The organism is Yinghuangia aomiensis (genome assembly GCF_039542225.1).
In the GTDB taxonomy this organism is placed as follows: domain Bacteria; phylum Actinomycetota; class Actinomycetes; order Streptomycetales; family Streptomycetaceae; genus Yinghuangia; species Yinghuangia aomiensis.
The window spans coordinates 71,997-87,950 of the sequence record NZ_BAABHS010000016.1 but is presented as its reverse complement, the minus strand read 5'-3'; the positions used below and the strand labels follow the sequence as shown (position 1 = coordinate 87,950).

Below are 15,954 nucleotides of genomic sequence, written 5' to 3'. Positions count from 1 at the left end.
GCCGTCGCGGTCCGGTTGGTTCGTCGCAGTCGTGCATTGTGCGATGTTCGGGAATCGGTCGATTGTTGAGCACGATCGCCAATAGCCGCCGCACGCACCGAAACGGGCCGTGATCATGCGCGAAAAACGGTGTCAGAAAAGAGTGTTGCTCAACAACGCGCACCAGCCGTTTTCTCTACACTGATCGGCCATGCCCGACACCACGAACGGTCCCGGCGGAGTCTTCTCGCATCCTCATATCGATGAGTCGATGGATGATCCGACCGGAGGCGGTGTCGGTGCGGTGCTCGACTTCGGCGGCGACCCGCTCGCCCCCGAACCGGTCGGCGGCGGCGCGCTGATCGGGTACGCCCGCGTGTCGACGAAGGGCCAGTTGCTGGACCGGCAGATCCTCGCGTTGACCGAGGCCGGATGCCACCGGATCTTCGCGGACAAGAAGTCCGGGAAGAACGTCGAGCGCGAGGAATTGTGGAAGGCGCTGGACTACTGCCGTCCCCGCGACACGCTTGTCGTCCCCTCGCTCGACCGGCTCGGCCGGTCGCTCCAGGACCTGATCTCCATCGTGACCGGGCTGCGCAAGCGCGGGATCGGCTTCACCTCGCTCCACGAGGCCCTCGACACCACCACGCCGGGCGGACGGCTGGTCTTCCACGTGTTCGCCGCGCTGGCGGAGTTCATCCGCGAGCTGATCGTGCAGGGCACCAACGAAGGCCTGGCCGCCGCCCGCGCCCGAGGCGCCCGGCTCGGCCGCCCGCCGGCCATGACCGAGGAGCAAATCCGCCACGCCCGGCTGCTGCTGACCGAGCCGGAGAACACCGTCACCTCGATCGCCAAACTGCTGGGCGTCTCCCGCAACACGGTTTACAAGTACGTGCCCGAGCTGAAGGGCGGCCGCATCGCCCTCACAGACTGCGACGTTGCGCCTGTGATTCCGTCACCGCGGTAGGCGCGCCGGTGTCCGGATTCCGTCCAGATATGCCGCGAGGACTGGGCGGTCGGCGGCGGCCCAGTTTTGGGTAGGCGGATGGCCGGGTGCGTGTCCGTGTTCGGTTCGGCGGTACCGACGTTCCCGACACCGGGGGAACGAATGCCGTTGCTCGCTGTGTATTCATATCCGCCCGATCTTTCCCGAGTACTGCGGGGACCCCTATTCTCCGCGTCTGCGGACGCTTGTCAGACCCGTCCGTCGCCGGGGCCGAAGCGTTGTTCGTTGCCGGATGATCTCTCGGCGGAACGTCCGAGAGCAGAGGGGGGAACTGTTGGCGAGCTCCTGGAGCCGCGTGATCCCGCTCCGGAGAATTCTCCGACTGAGGGAATCCCGGTGGCGGCCAAAGCGAGGAGAGTGCCGTTCGGGGTGGGTGCCGCAGAGGCGGCCCGGCGCGTACCGCGGGCCACGGTCAGGGATGGGGCTTGCGTGGAGGTCGCCGCCGAGTGGGGTGAGAGTTTGGCCAGGCGGTTGTGGGTTTCTGCCGCCGAACGCGGACGGTCGGCGGGATCGGGCATCATCAGTTGTTCGACGAGTGCTCGGAGCTCGCGCGAGGTGTCAGGTCGCAGGCCGCCGAGGTCTTCGAGTTTTTCTCCAGGAATGATCGGAAGGCCGGTCATCATGTGGCGCATGACCGCCCCCAGCGAATACAGATCGCTCTGCGGACCGCCGCGCTGCTCAAGTGTTCCGAACTGGCCGTGGAGGCGTTCGGGGGCCATATAGCCCGGAGTTGCTATCAGTGGGAACGTGTCCCGGAACTGCGGGGGTGCGTACGTTGCCAGCCCGAAGTCCATAAGCTTTGCGGTGCCTTCGCGATCCAGCATCACGTTGGCCGGGCTGACGTCTCGGTGGATGACTTCCGCACTGTGTACCGCGTCGAGCCCTGCCGATATCTGCTTCGCTATCGACACGATTTGCTCAGGGGCCATGGGGCCGAACAGGTTCGTCTTGTGGCTCAAGGTGTGCCCGTCGATGAGCTCCATGGCCAGATACGGTGCTGCTGGATCGATGCTGTAGTCGAGCGTCCTGACCACGTTTTCGTGGGTGATGGCCGAGGTGACCTCGGCCTCGCGGCGGAATTGACTCAGCGTGTCGCTGTCGCGATGCTTGGGGATCTTCACCGCGACCTGAGCGCCCGTCAGATTATCGGCCGCCGCCCACACGGACCCGAACCCGCCCGTACCTATTTGGAACCCGAGTTCGTACCGGTCCGGCAACAGGGGACTGTTCATGGCCCTGCCGATGCCTTTCGATGGTCGCTGGTGCTGTGTCGGGCGCGACCACTCGGCCCCGCCGGGCGAGATCCGTCATGCCGGAAAGGTTGTGTGCACGGTGTCCGCGGACGATTTTCCGTTCGCAGATTACCCAATCGTCAGAGCCCGACTCAGGGCAAGCCAATGAACGCGCGGCTGCCTGGCCCGTAGCGAACGCCGCCGATTTCTGCACCGATCTGGTGCGCGGGGGACCTGCTCGACGACAGCCAGTGCCGGCCGTTTCGGCGATGCGGTGTACGCCCCGGTTCCCCGACCGGCAGGTCCGCCGTACGCTCGGGCCAGTGTGGGATCTGGGACGACACCAAGACCGTGTTCCCCCAGGGCAAGTCAGGCGACGGTGGCGGGGAACAGTACCTCCGGTTGCAGGTCGAGTCTGGTGGCCGGGTTTGCTTCGGGCGGGGCGAGGTCCAGGACCCAGTCGCCGAAGCGGCGGATCGTGCGCGTGATGTAGGGGGTGATGGTCGCGAGGTCGTCGGTGTCGACCGGGTGGCCCTCGGCGGCCAGCGCGTTCGCGGCGTCGGTGATGTCCAGCGCGGTCGAGTAGATCGCCGCGTTGGCGATCAGCTCGTTGAACTTGACCACCCGCTCTTGGTAGTCGGGGTCGTTGTGACCGATGAGCCGGCCGCCGATCATCAACCAGGTGGCGTAGTTGTGGAACGCCTCTGTGCGGTTGGTCACCGCAGTGATGTGCTCGCGAAGCTGCGGTTCCGACAGGTACCGAAGCAGCGTCACCGTCCGCACCACACGCCCGAGTTCCCGCAGCGCCTTGTAGATGCGGTTGCGCTTGGATTGGTTGCCCAGCCGGCGCAGCAGCGTCACCGACGACAACCGGCCCTCCCGGATCGAGATCCCGGTGCGCAGCAGGTCAGGCCAGTGCTTCTCGATCAGCGCCCAGTCGATCGTGTGGTCGCCGAACAGCGAGTCGATGTGCTTGTAGCGGGTCGTCGGGCCAGGACGGTGGAAGGTCAGGTCGTGCCAGTTGCGGATGCGCGGCAGCAGGTCGAACCCCATCACGGCCGCCAGTCCGAAGACCGGCAGCGACTGGCCTTGCGTGTCGGCATGGACGGAATCGGGCCGGATCGCCGAGTCGTTGGACAGCAGCAGGTCCAGCAGGTAGACCGCTTCCCACACCCCGCAGGGGATGAACCGGGAGAACAACGCGACGTAGGTGTCGGAGATCAGCCGGTACGCGATCCCGCCGAACCCGCCGTAGCGGATGTGCGACTCCGCGAGGAGGTTGTCCTCCCAGGTGTCGAGCTGGGAGCCGTCGGCCGCCGCGGTGCGCCCGTTGCCCCACATCGAGGCCACGTCCAGCTTCGCGAACGCGTCGATCACGTCCGCCGACGCCCGGTGGATCTTGTTCGGGTCGGCGTGCTTGTTCCCCGCCGTGGAGATCTCGTGCGCGCTGACCCCGCGCATGTGCCGCGCGACCTCCGTCGGCCCCAGATTCCCGCCGTACGCAAAAGCGGTCACCACATACCGCCCCATCGCATCACGGATCTTCGGATCCGAACCCGACGGCGGCCCGAAATGCCGGGTCCAACCCGTCAGGTACGCGCTGCGCGCCAGGATGTCCAGCAGCGACCGCTCCGGCAGCCGCTCCAGAATCCGAGACTCCAACGCCAACGCGGACGGCCGTCGCTCCGCACCCTTCCGGCGCGCCAGCACCGGCCGACCGCCCTCAAGACGTAGGTCGGTGTTCGCCGGATACCCCGCGTCCACCTCGCGCGCGGTTCGGGTCAGCAGCAAGCGGTAGTGCGCCACCAACGCGGTGGCGTCGGTCGGGATACCGGCCTGGTCGCAGAACTCCGCGACGTACGGCGCGCACTCCTCCCATCCCATCAGTTGGTCGTACAGGTTCGCGTACGAGTCCGACCCGACCACCGCGACGTCCCCGCTGCGCAACTCCGCGGCCAGATGGGAGAACACGCACACCTCCAGATGCCGGCGCGCCAGCACCCCCGGCCGGCGCTTGTCCCGCAGCGTCTTGCGCCACATCTCCGACGCGAACGCGTCCACATCCACCGCGACGACCACCTCCTCGCCGCCGCGCACGTGCACCGTGGACTCCTCGATCCACTCCCCGCGCCGGTCCCGGTTCGCCCGGATGAACGCCACCGCGTCCACCACCGCCCGCTCCGCCGACGTCGCCTGCAACTCCAACGCGTCCACCAGCGTGAACAGCACCGACCGGTGCGACTTGTAGAACTGCTCCACCAGCGGCAGGTAGTTGTTCCCGTGGTGCGCCGCCACCGCCTCGTGCGCGTCCGTCAACGCCTGCACACCGCCGCCGGACTCCAGGGCCTTCCAGACCAGCTCACCGGTCCGCCGGGCGGCCTCCCGCCCGGCAACGTCGACATCGTCGCCGGACGCCGAGTCGCCCCGAGCGTCGAGGCGGGCAACCGGCTCCGCCCCGGCGGTGGCCTCCCGGGCTGCGGCCAGCACCTCGCCGAATACCTCCAACAGGCGCTCGGATTCGGCCCGGTGTGCCTCTCGCAGTTCCTCCAGCCGTTCGCGGCCCTTGCGGTGGATGACCGCGATGCGCTTGCAGAACATGTCGCACACCTCGTCCCGCGCGCTGATCCGCAGCGTGTGGACCATCGCGGCCAGCAGCACCAGCCGCTTGGCCTCGCCCACCTTGCCCATGTCGTTGGCGTCCGTCAGCCTCGCCTCGCCGGCGAAATGCCCGACCTTCCCCATCGGCACCCCGGAAAGCCACACCTCGGTCGGACCGATCCCGTCCAAATCCGCCAGATGCCGTAACCGGGCCTTGAGCTTGCCGATCGTCGCGGCCTTCGCCGGATCCTTCAGCCGGTCGAACCGACTGCGGCGCACCGCCGGATCGACGACCAGCAACCGCAGCAGCCTCGCCCGCGCATCCGCCGGGATCCGCGCCGCGACCGTCGCGAACACGCCCTTGTTGACCTCGGTGCGGATCGCCGCCGCCATGTCGTCCAGCGTCGAGAACCCCGGTAGCTCCCGCCGCTTGCGGATCAGCTGCTCCAGCGCCACGTTGATCAGGTCCGCCGGGTTGTCCTTCGACTGCGCCGTCGTCCGGATCGCTTCCTCGGCGATCCTCCGCGACCCGGCCTGGTCGTAGACCACACCCAGTTTCCTGCGTATGAACTCCCGGTGCCGCTTGGCCGTCCGGTCCGCGTCCACCTCGCACGGCACATTCTCGGGAAGCCCGAGCGCCCCACACAGGCCGGCCAGTGCCGACGCGGGGACCTGGTCCAGCTTCGGGAAGTAGCCCAGGTACTGGTACGACTTCAACCACGCTGCCAACGCCAGCAGATGCGCATCTGTGGTCGTCTTCTCCCGCGCCCACGCGACCTCTTCAGCCGTCGGGGTGAACACCTCGACGACATCCCGCACCGACATCCGCTCGAACCGCGGGTACGCGGTGCGGTCGATCGACGTCACCGACACCCCGAAGCAACACGACACGACAAGACCCGATCAGCCTAATCACCACGCATCCATCACCCGACACCGCCCCCGACCAGCAACTCCGCCGCCTCACGGCCCCTTTCCGGCGTATTCGGGTGCCACCCCTACAACGACATCCTCCGCGTCTGGGAGGAGGCCGACGAACTGCCCGAACTCGACGACGCCTGGCTGTGGGACCACCTGATGCCACTGGCCGGGCCGCCCGATGGCCCCGTCCTGGAGGGCTGGACGCTGCTGGCCGCGCTGGCCGCCCGCACCACGCGGCTCCGCCTCGGCCTGCTCGTCACCAGCAACATGCTGCGCGCCCCCGCCCACCTCGGAAAGATCGCCACCACCGTGGACGTGATCTCCCAAGGGCGCCTGATCATGGGCCTGGGCGTCGGCGGCACCCGACAGCCCGACGGACCCAACCCGGCCGTCGCCGAGCACGCCGCCTACGGCCTCCCGCTCCCACGTCCCGGCGAGGGCCTGGCCCGCCTCACCGAGACGATCACCATCCTGCGCCGCATGTGGACCGAGGAGGTCTTCGACCACGACGGCCTCTTCACCACCCTGCGCGGCACCCGCAACGGCCCCGGCCCGGTCCGGCCCGGCGGCCCGCCACTGCTGCTCGGCGGCTGGGGCGACCGCACCCTGCGCATCATCGCCGAGCACGCCGACATCTGGAACGTCCCCGGCCCGCCCCACAACGGCACCGACTGGATCGCCGAACGCGCCCGCGCCCTGGACGCACACTGCGCGGCAATCGGCCGCGACCCGGCCGAGATCACCCGCTCCGCGCAGATCATCGTCGACTACGCCGACCCCGCCACCACCCGCGCCCACGTCCGCGCACTCGCCGCCGCCGGCATCCGACACGTCGTACTCGCGCTGCCCCGCCCCTATCCGAACAAGGCCGCCCGCTGGCTTGTGGACGAGATTGTCACCCCTGTCCGCGAGAACGGCGCCTGACCGGCCCCACACCGGCAGCCCGCCCTCCGGCAGACCGCCCGCGTCATCACCGCGGCGAACCGTCCGCCGGCACCGCGCATGCACCTCACGCAGCCATGCCCCGTAGTCGAACCGCTCCGCACGACACGGAACATGCCCCCACATATCGGCCAACCGCCGGTAGTCCGCAGGCACCGTCACCCCCCCAGCCACCGCTCGACCGCCGGCCAATCGACAGGCACCGGCACACGGAGCGGAACCGCGTCGTCGCAAACGAGGCGACGGAGATCATCCCCATCCATGGGCGCATCGCGGCAGCCCCTGCCGACAGGACGAACACCCGCACGGGTTAACGGGTTACTGGCGACAACCCCCGGACCAGGCACGGAAACACAAGATCATCCCGAGCCCCCGTTCACCCTGCCCCCGGCGAAACCGCGGCCATGGCGTTGATGTCCGCGCTGCTCAGCGTCCGGTGGGGTGCTCCGGCGCGGAGGGTCTGGATCATCGCTCGCCCGATGTCCGTGCTGCTCGTGATGTGGCGCGGGGCAATACGGCGCAGCACCGGAGCCAGCGGCGTCAGGGCCCGGTAGAGCAGCGTGTACACCTTGGTCTTCGCCGTCGTGCCGGGCAGCGGCGTGATGAGGCCGGGGCGGAACATACGGGCCCGTGGGCTCAGTTCGAGCAGCGCATTCTCGGTCTCGCCCTTCACCCGCGCCCACATCATGCGGCTCTTGCCGGTGGGATCGGTGCCGGTGCCCGACACATAGCAGAACGCGGCATCCGGGCTCGCGGCCAACAGCGCGCGGGCGGCAGCCAAGGGGAAGTCGTAGGAGACCAAACGGTAGTCGGCCTCGCTCATGCCGAGGGCCGAGGTGCCCAGGCAGTAGAAGCAGCCGTCGTATCCGGCGAATTGCTCCCGGACCGCGGTGAAGTCGGCGAAGTCCCCGTGGCGGACCTCGCGGAGCTTGGGATGGCTGCGGCCGGTCGGGGTGCGCCCGACGACCAGGACGCCGGTGACCACGTCGTCGCGCAGACAGGCGTCCAGGACCCCCTGGCCGACCATGCCGGTGGCGCCGAAAACGATGATGCGCACAGTGCTCCGTTCTGTGACGGGGCCGGCCGAGCGTGGGTCGGCAGGCCTGTGAGCGCCGCGGGGTGGCGCCGCGGCGGTCTTGGAAACGGCCCGGGGACAGCAGACGACCGCACCCCCGGGCCCATCACCTCGCCCGGCCAGTTACCCGGCCTCCACCGCCCCGTCGACCCGCGCCAAATCCCGCAGCCACGCCTGCGCCGTGCCGTCCGACGGCGCCCGCCAATCACCCCGCGGCGACAACGAACCACCCGCCGACACCTTCGGACCGTTCGGCATCGCCGACCGCTTGAACTGCGAGAACGCGAAGAACCGGCGGCAGAACACCTCCAGCCAACTCCGGATCTCCGCCAAGTCGTACGCCACCCGCTTCTCCACCGGGAACCCCGGAGGCCACGCCCCCGCCCCCGCGTCATGCCACGCATGCCACGCCAAGAACGCGATCTTCGACGGCCGGAACCCGTGCCGCAGCACATGGAACAACGTGAAATCGTGCAGCGCATACGGGCCGATCTTCGACTCCGTCGACTGCAACTCCTCCCCCGGCACCAGCTCCGGACTGATCTCGGTGTCCAGGATCGCCCCCAGCACCCGCGCCGTCTCCGCGTCGAACTCGCCGTTCCCCATCACCCACCGGATCAGGTGCTGGATCAACGTCTTCGGCACACCCGAATTCACGTTGTAGTGGCTCATCTGGTCACCCACCCCATAGGTGCACCAGCCCAACGCCAACTCCGACAAGTCACCCGTGCCCAACACGATCCCGCCCCGCTGGTTCGCCAACCGGAACAGATAGTCCGTCCGCAAACCCGCCTGCACGTTCTCGAACGTCACGTCGTACACCGGCTCACCCGACGCGAACGGATGCCCCATCTCCTCCAGCATCAGCCGCGCCGTCGGCGTGATGTCCAACTCCGCCGCCGTCACCCCCAACGCCGCCATCAACGCGTGCGCATTGCCCTTCGTGTGCTCACCCGTCGCAAACCCCGGCAACGTCCACCCCAGGATGTCGCTCCGCGGCCGCCCCGCCCGGTCCATCGCCCGCGCCGCCACGATCAGCGCATGCGTCGAATCGAGACCGCCCGACACCCCGATCACGACCTTCGGCCCGCCGATCGACGCCAACCGCTGCTGCAACCCCGCGACCTGGATGTTGTACGCCTCGTAGCAGTCCAACGCGAGCCGCTCCGCATCCGCCGGCACGAACGGAAAACGCTCCACCCGCCGCCGCAGCCCCAGATCCACCGCCGGCGGATCCAACCGGAACTCCACCCGCCGGAAATCCCTCGTCCGCGCCGCATGCGCACGCCGGTTCTCGTCGAACGTGCCCATCCGCTGCCGCTCCTGCCGCAGCAGATCCAGATCCACATCGGCCACCGCATACCGGTCCGCCACCGGGAAACGCTCGGTCTCCGCCAGCAGCGCACCGTTCTCGTAGATCATCGTCTGCCCGTCCCAGGACAGATCCGTCGTCGACTCCCCCAACCCCGCCGCCGCATACACGTACGCCGCCAGACACCGCACCGACGCCGCCCGGCACAGCAACCGCCGGTCCTCCGCCCGCCCCACCGTGATCGGACTCCCGGACAGGTTCGCCAGCACCGTCGCACCCGCCAACGCCGCCTCCGTACTCGGCGGCACCGGCACCCACATGTCCTCGCAAATCTCCGCGTGCACCACCAGGCCGGGAACGTCGACCGCCTCGAACAGCAGATCCACGCCGAACGGCACCGGCTCCCCGAGAACCCGGATCGAACCGCCCCGCTCGTCCTCACCCGACGCGATCTGCCGCCGCTCGTAGAACTCCCGATAGTTCGGCGGATACGACTTCGGCGCCACCCCCAGCACCCGCCCGCGATGCACCGCCACCGCGCAGTTGAACACCCGGTTCCGGTGCCGCAGCGGCGCACCCACGATCAGCACCGGCAGCAGATCCACCGACCCGGCCACCACCGCGGACAGCGCCTCCTCGACATCGTCGAGCAGCGCGTCCTGCAGCAGCAGATCCTCGACCGAGTAGCCGGACAGCCCCAGCTCGGGGAACACCGCGACCGCGACGCCCTCCTCCGCACAGCGCCGCGCCTGGCGCAGCACCGCCTCGGCGTTGGCCCGCGCATCCGCGATCACGGTGTGACCGGTGCACGCCGCGACACGCGCAAAACCCTGCTGATAGATCGACCAGAAGTTCAACGCGACTTCCCCAAGTGGAACGGACACAGTTCGGTCCCTAGCTTGCCCGCCCGCGCCCGGAACGGCGCGACCGGCTCCCGGGTACGGGACGGGTTCCCGCGGCGGGGACGGTTCACCCCGGGTGGCGGGCGGGGGTGCCCCGGCAGGCAGCGCGGACGGATCACCCCCGGGCATGTCGACACCCACGCCCCCGCCCACCTCCGGTACAGGCTCCCGCACACCGCGGCGCACAAGATCCACCATCTGCCCAGCACCCCGGACCGCGGGGCTGTCCGCCCTCGTCCACCTCCTGTCGGCTCCCCACCCCAAGAGCCGCCGCACACAAGCCCGACCACCTCCTCAACACCCCAAGCCCTTCCCCCACCCATGACCGAGCCGCGGCCCCCGCGCCCAGGCGCGGGTCCTCTTTGGTAGTGAGGAAGACAGAGCAGCAAGGGCCCGTTATTGATCGATTGTCTTGCGATTCGATCATTTATTCGATTCAGCTCATGTCTTCATATGACAGAACGCCGTCATTGCTGACAGACCCGCGCAGCAGGAACGATGGGGGCATGTCCACGACCCGCCGTATCGTCATCGCGGTCTTCCCGGACGTCGACCTCCTCGATGTCACCGGCCCCGCGGAGGTCTTCGCGCTGGCCAACCGGGAGACCGGCGGCCGGGCCGGCTACCGCGTCGAACTCGCGGGCCCCGCGTCCGGCGTCGTCACCACGTCGGCCGGGGTCCGCCTCCTCGCCGACACGGCGTTCGCCGACGTCGACGGCGCCGTCGACACCCTGCTGGTGCCCGGCGCGGTCGACGTCCTCCCCGACGGCCCCGTCGCCCGCATCGACGAGGACGTCGTGGCCTGGGTCAAGACCGTCGCGCCGCAGGCCCGCCGGGTGGCGTCGGTGTGCGTGGGCGCGCACCTGCTCGCCGCGGCGGGGTTGCTGGACGGACGGACCGCCACCACCCACTGGTCCACCGCCGCGCAGCTCGCCGCCGACCATCCGGCGGTCGTCGTGGACCCGGATCCGATTTTCGTCCGCTCCGGGAACGTGTGGACGGGCGCGGGCATCAGCGCCTGCATGGACCTCGCCCTCGCCTTGGTCGCCGACGACCTGGGCGAGGACGTCGCGCTCGCGGTGGCCCGCCACCTCGTGATGTACCTCAGGCGGCAAGGCGGGCAAAGCCAGTTCTCCGTCCCGCTGAGCCGCCCAGCCTCGTCGCGCCGCGACATCGACGACCTGCGCATGCACATCGCCGACCATCCCGAAGACGACCTGTCCACACCCGCACTCGCGGCCCGGATGTGCTTGAGCGAACGCCACTTCGCCCGCGTCTTCCGCCAGGAGACCGGCACCACACCGGGCGCGTACGTCGAAGCCGTCCGGGTGGAAGCCGCCCGCCGCCTGCTGGAGAACACCGACCAGCCCCTCGACCACATCGCCGCCGCCTGCGGGCTCGGCTCGGTGGAGACCCTCCACCGGGCGCTGCGCAAGCAGATCGGCACCACGCCGGCGGCCTACCGGCGACGCTTCCGCGTCACCGGCTGACGACCGGCGGACGACCAACCCCTCTACCGCGCGGTCCGACCACGACACCGGCCGGTCAGGCGGTGCCCCCTGCCCGAAAACCGGGCGAAACCAACACAAATGACAAGGAAATCCGCCATGAGCACCCCCGCAGCCACCACCCCCTCCCCCACCCTCCGCACCGTCATCGGCCTCGACAACGCCCTCCCCCGCCTCGCCGACGCCGCCCTTGTGATGATCGATTTCCAGAACACCTACACCACCGGCGTGATGGCCCTCGAGGGCGCCGAAGCGGCGCTCGACGCCGGGGCGCGGCTCCTCGAGGCCGCCCGTGCGGCGGGCATACCGGTCGTCCACGTCGTCAACGACGGTGGCACGGATACCCCGTACGACATCCGTGCCGAGATCGGTGCCATCCACGACCGGGTCGCCCCGGTCGACGGCGAGCCGGTCGTGGTCAAGCAGGTCCCCAACGCCTTCCACGAGACCGACCTGGAGAAGACGCTCCGCGACCTCGGCGCGGGCACCGAACTCGTGCTCGCCGGGTTCATGACCCACATGTGCGTCGCCTTCACCGCGCAGGGCGCGTTCCAGCACGGCTATCGTCCGACGGTCGTCGCGGAAGCGTGCGCCACCCGTCCGCTCACCGCCCCCGACGGTTCCGTCGTGTCGGCCGCGGCCCTGCACGCTGCCGCACTGACGACGATCGGCGACCTGTTCGGCGTGGTGGCCCCGACCACGGAGGCGCTCACCGGGCGCTGACGCCGGGACGCCTCACGCGGGCCAGGAACGCCAGGGATCAGTGCCACCGCACGAAATGCGCGCGGACGGCGTCGAGCAGCAGTTCGACGTCGTCCCGCCGCAGTGCGGGGATGCTCGCGGCAAACGCCGCCGCGAGCCGGTCCGCGCTCGGGAACATCAGCAGGACGCGCTGGAGTTCGCCGCCGAGTTCGGCGAGTTCCTCGCAGTCGGGATGGTTCATCGCGACAAGCTCGTCGCACGCTTCTTCGACCGTGCCACCCATGACGCCGTCGCGCAGCGACGAGGTGTACGACGCGGTCAAGTCGAACCGCAGCAGCGCCTCCCGCTGCGACATCGGCAGCTCGGCGAGCGTCGGCACGTCGTACCTGTGCTCGCGCAGCAGCGCGGCGAGGGCGTGGAGGAAGTCCGCGACCGGCTCGTCACCGGCCGCCCGCGCCAGCTTCGCGCGGTACTCGGCCGGGCGCGTGGCGAACACCGGAGTGGCGGTCTCGTCGGCGAGGAGGTCGAGCAGCGAAGCGGTGGTCATCAGCAGGTTCAACGCCAGGTGCGACCGCGAGCTGTGCATGACGCGCACGAACCGCCGGAGTTCGTCTTCCAGCCGAGGCAGCGTCGGGTTGTGCGCCCACACGGCCGAGTCCAGGAGTCGGGTGACCAGGCTGTAGGCGAACAACTCGTTCGGGTGATCCATCACGGCCGGCACGGTAATCGCCGGTCGCGGCCCGGCGCACCGGGATTACGCGAAGGGGACACGACCGCACCCGCGCGGCGGGGGCGGTTCCGCAGGGTCAACCGGCGGAACCGCCCGCGCCTGCGCGGCCGCGGATTCGGACGAGCAGCAGCGTCACGCCCCCACGTACTCCGCCAAGTGCCGTCCCGTCACCGTCGCCCGGCCGGCGACCAGGTCTTCCGGGGTTCCTTCGAACACCACGCACCCGCCGTCGTGGCCGGCGCCGGGGCCGAGGTCGATGATCCAGTCGGCGTGCGCCATCACCGCTTGGTGGTGTTCGACGACGATCACCGACTTGCCGGAGTCGACGAGGCCGTCGAGCAGGCCGAGGAGTTGTTCGACGTCGGCCAGGTGCAGGCCCGCGGTGGGCTCGTCGAGAACGTACACGCCGCCCTTGTCGGCCATGTGGGTGGCGAGCTTGAGGCGTTGGCGTTCGCCGCCGGACAGGGTGGTGAGCGGCTGGCCGATCGTCAGGTAGCCGAGTCCGACGTCGGCGAGCCGGCCGAGGATGGTGTGTGCGGCGGGGGTGCGTGCGTCACCGGCGCCGAAGAACTCCTCGGCTTCGGTGACCGGCATCGCCAGGACTTCGCTGATGTCGCGCCCGCCGAGCCGGTACTGCAGCACCGACGCCTCGAAGCCCTTCCCTTCGCATTCCTCGCACGGTGTCGCGACGCCGGCCATCATCGCCAGGTCGGTGTAGACGACGCCGAGGCCGTTGCAGTTCGGGCAGGCGCCTTCGGAGTTCGCGCTGAACAATGCGGGCTTGACCCCGTTGGCTTTCGCGAACGCCTTCCGGATCGGTTCCAGCAGGCCGGTGTAGGTCGCCGGGTTACTGCGCCGGGATCCACGGATGCCGCTCTGGTCGATCGACACGACTCCCGCGCCGGCCGGGATCGACCCGTGCACGAGCGAGGACTTGCCCGATCCGGCGACGCCGGTGACCACGACGAGCACGCCGAGGGGGATGTCGACGTCGACGTTCCGCAGGTTGTGGGTGTCGGCGCCGCGGATCTCCAGCGTGCCGGTCGGTGTGCGGACCTTGTCCTTGACCTTGGCGCGGTCGTCGAGGTGGCGGCCGGTGACGGTGTCGGAGCGGCGCAGGTCGGCGACGGTGCCTTCGAAGCACACCGTGCCGCCGCCGGCGCCCGCGCCGGGGCCGAGGTCGACGACGTGGTCGGCGATGGCGATGAGTTCGGGCTTGTGTTCGACGACGAGGACGGTGTTGCCCTTGTCCCGCAGTTGGAGCAGCAGTTCGTTCATGCGCTGGATGTCGTGCGGGTGCAGGCCGATCGTCGGCTCGTCGAAGACGTAGGTGACGTCGGTCAGCGACGAGCCGAGCTGCCGGATCATCTTGACGCGCTGCGACTCGCCGCCGGACAGGGTTCCGGAGGGCCGGTCGAGGGAGAGGTAGCCGAGCCCGATCTCGACGAACGAGTCGAGGTTGTGCCCGAGCGCCGCGAGCAGGGGCGCGACGGACGGGTCGTCGACGCCGCGGACCCAGGCGGCGAGGTCGCTGATCTGCATCGCGCAGGCGTCGGCGATACTGACGCCGTCGATCCGGGACGTGCGGGCGGGCTCGGCGAGCCGGGTGCCGCCGCAGTCGGGGCAGGCGGTGAAGGTGACCGCGCGGTCGACGAACTCGCGGATGTGCGGCTGCATCGCCTCCTTGTCCTTGGCGAGCATCGACTTCTGGATCCGCGGGATCAGGCCTTCGTAGGTCATGTTGATGCCCGCGATCTTCATGCGGGTCGGCTCGTGGTGCAGGAAGTCGTGGAGTTCCCGCTTGGTGAACTTCCCGATCGGCTTGTCCGCCGGGTAGAACCCGGACTCGCTGTAGAGCCGGTAGTTCCAGCCGCCCGCCTTGTAGCCGGGCACCGTCAGGGCGCCTTCGTCGAGGGACTTGGCGGCGTCGTACAGCTGGGTGAGGTCGATGTCCGTCACCGAACCCATGCCTTCACAGCGCGGGCACATGCCGCCGGCCCGCGAGAAGGACTTCTTGACGGCCTTGGACTTCTCGCCGCGTTCGACGGTGATCGCGCCGCTGGCCCGGACCGACGGCACGTTGAAGGAGAACGCGCTGGGCGGCCCGATGTGCGGGTCTCCGAGCCGGCTGAAGAGGATCCGCAGCATCGCGTGCGCGTCGGTCGCGGTGCCGACGGTGGACCGCGGGTCGGCGCCCAGGCGCTGCTGGTCGACGATGATCGCGGTGGTCAGTCCTTCGAGGACGTCGACCTCGGGCCGCGCGAGCGTCGGCATGAAGCCCTGGACGAACGCGCTGTAGGTCTCGTTGATCAGCCGCCGCGACTCCGCCGCGATGGTGTCGAACACCAGCGAACTCTTGCCCGACCCCGACACTCCCGTGAACACGGTCAGCCGCCGCTTCGGCAGCTCGACGCTGACGTCCTTGAGGTTGTTGACCCGCGCGCCGTGCACGCGGATCAGATCGTGCCGGTCGGCGGCCTCCGGCTGGGAAGCGGCCGTCTTCTTCCTGCTCGCGGTGCTCATCGTCTCTCCCCGACCGCGTCTGCGGTCCTCGCGGCTCGGTCCGGCATGGTCCCGGTCCGGCACGGCCCGAGTCCGGCCTTGCGGCCCGGTTCGGCCCTGATGCCGGTTTTCAGCTCTGCTGCTGGATGCGGACCAGGTTGCCCGCGGGGTCGCGCACCGCGCAGTCGCGGACGCCGTACGGCTGGTCGGTCGGTTCCTGGACGATCTCCACGTCGGCGGCCTCCAGCCGGGCGAACGCGCCGTCGACGTCCGCGGTCGCCATGAGGATCATCGCGAAGGTGCCTTTGGCCATCATCTCCGTGACGGTCCGCCGTTCGTCGTCGGTGATTCCCGGGTCGACGGCGGGCGGGGCCAGGACGATGGACATGCCGGGCTGGTCGGCGGGGCCGACCGTGATCCACCGCATCGCGCCCTGGCCGACGTCCTTGCGGACCTCGAACCCGAGGGCGTCCCGGTAGAAGGCCAGCGAGGCCTCGGGGTCGTCGTGCGGCAGGAAACTCGCGTTGATCGTCACGTCCATGCGG

General features: G+C 69.5%; 11 protein-coding genes. 4 read left to right on the top strand and 7 right to left on the bottom strand.

The window, feature by feature from the left end:
* Window positions 1-250: 250 nt before the first annotated feature.
* Window positions 251-946 carry a recombinase family protein gene (locus ABEA93_RS22525; protein ID WP_345677492.1) on the top strand — a complete coding sequence of 232 codons (696 nt, stop codon included), beginning with the start codon at window positions 251-253 and terminating at the stop codon, window positions 944-946.
* Window positions 947-1,173: 227 nt separating this feature from the next.
* Here ABEA93_RS22525 and ABEA93_RS22520 read toward each other — a convergent pair whose 3' ends face one another.
* Together ABEA93_RS22520 and ABEA93_RS22515 are read right to left on the bottom strand one after the other, a co-directional pair.
* A complete protein-coding gene (locus ABEA93_RS22520) occupies window positions 1,174-2,217 on the bottom strand; it encodes a serine/threonine-protein kinase (protein WP_345677491.1) in 1,044 nt (347 codons plus the stop codon).
* Window positions 2,218-2,586: 369 nt separating this feature from the next.
* Window positions 2,587-5,682: a Tn3 family transposase gene (locus tag ABEA93_RS22515; protein WP_345677490.1), complete on the bottom strand. Its 3,096-nt coding sequence runs from the start codon at window positions 5,680-5,682 to the stop codon at window positions 2,587-2,589.
* 54 nt (window positions 5,683-5,736) lie between these two features.
* On the opposite strand from ABEA93_RS22515, the gene ABEA93_RS22510 reads away from it, so the two are divergent.
* Window positions 5,737-6,660 (top strand): LLM class flavin-dependent oxidoreductase, encoded by a 924-nt coding sequence (locus tag ABEA93_RS22510; RefSeq protein WP_345677625.1) that lies wholly within the window; start codon window positions 5,737-5,739, stop codon window positions 6,658-6,660.
* Between the two features lie 394 nt (window positions 6,661-7,054).
* Here ABEA93_RS22510 and ABEA93_RS22505 read toward each other — a convergent pair whose 3' ends face one another.
* Both ABEA93_RS22505 and ABEA93_RS22500 read right to left on the bottom strand, forming a co-directional pair.
* Complete coding sequence (locus ABEA93_RS22505; protein ID WP_345677489.1) at window positions 7,055-7,735, bottom strand: NAD-dependent epimerase/dehydratase family protein; 681 nt, start codon at window positions 7,733-7,735, stop codon at window positions 7,055-7,057.
* 141 nt (window positions 7,736-7,876) lie between these two features.
* Window positions 7,877-9,922, bottom strand: a complete 2,046-nt coding sequence (locus tag ABEA93_RS22500) for an NAD(+) synthase (RefSeq protein ID WP_345677624.1) — start codon at window positions 9,920-9,922, stop codon at window positions 7,877-7,879.
* A gap of 551 nt (window positions 9,923-10,473) precedes the next feature.
* Here ABEA93_RS22500 and ABEA93_RS22495 point away from each other — a divergent pair.
* Window positions 10,474-11,457: a GlxA family transcriptional regulator gene (locus ABEA93_RS22495; protein WP_345677488.1), complete on the top strand. Its 984-nt coding sequence runs from the start codon at window positions 10,474-10,476 to the stop codon at window positions 11,455-11,457.
* Between the two features lie 117 nt (window positions 11,458-11,574).
* Complete coding sequence (locus ABEA93_RS22490; protein ID WP_345677487.1) at window positions 11,575-12,198, top strand: isochorismatase family protein; 624 nt, start codon at window positions 11,575-11,577, stop codon at window positions 12,196-12,198.
* 37 nt (window positions 12,199-12,235) lie between these two features.
* Here the strand turns inward: ABEA93_RS22490 and ABEA93_RS22485 are convergent, their stop codons facing one another.
* The 3 genes from ABEA93_RS22485 to ABEA93_RS22475 form a co-directional block, all read right to left on the bottom strand.
* Complete coding sequence (locus ABEA93_RS22485; protein ID WP_345677486.1) at window positions 12,236-12,889, bottom strand: hypothetical protein; 654 nt, start codon at window positions 12,887-12,889, stop codon at window positions 12,236-12,238.
* A gap of 150 nt (window positions 12,890-13,039) precedes the next feature.
* Window positions 13,040-15,430: an ATP-binding cassette domain-containing protein gene (locus ABEA93_RS22480; protein ID WP_345677485.1), complete on the bottom strand. Its 2,391-nt coding sequence runs from the start codon at window positions 15,428-15,430 to the stop codon at window positions 13,040-13,042.
* Window positions 15,431-15,539: 109 nt separating this feature from the next.
* Window positions 15,540-15,950, bottom strand: a complete 411-nt coding sequence (locus ABEA93_RS22475) for a VOC family protein (RefSeq protein WP_345677484.1) — start codon at window positions 15,948-15,950, stop codon at window positions 15,540-15,542.
* Window positions 15,951-15,954: the final 4 nt, after the last annotated feature.

What these genes read in the sequence shown, in the direction of transcription:
- ABEA93_RS22525 (WP_345677492.1), top strand. Translation starts at nt 251, where the DNA reads ATGGATGATCCGACCGGAGGCGGTGTCGGTGCGGTGCTCGACTTCGGC.
- ABEA93_RS22520 (WP_345677491.1), bottom strand. Translation starts at nt 2,217, where the DNA reads ATGAACAGTCCCCTGTTGCCGGACCGGTACGAACTCGGGTTCCAAATA.
- ABEA93_RS22495 (WP_345677488.1), top strand. Translation starts at nt 10,474, where the DNA reads ATGTCCACGACCCGCCGTATCGTCATCGCGGTCTTCCCGGACGTCGAC.
- ABEA93_RS22490 (WP_345677487.1), top strand. Translation starts at nt 11,575, where the DNA reads ATGAGCACCCCCGCAGCCACCACCCCCTCCCCCACCCTCCGCACCGTC.
- ABEA93_RS22480 (WP_345677485.1), bottom strand. Translation starts at nt 15,430, where the DNA reads ATGAGCACCGCGAGCAGGAAGAAGACGGCCGCTTCCCAGCCGGAGGCC.
- ABEA93_RS22475 (WP_345677484.1), bottom strand. Translation starts at nt 15,950, where the DNA reads ATGGACGTGACGATCAACGCGAGTTTCCTGCCGCACGACGACCCCGAG.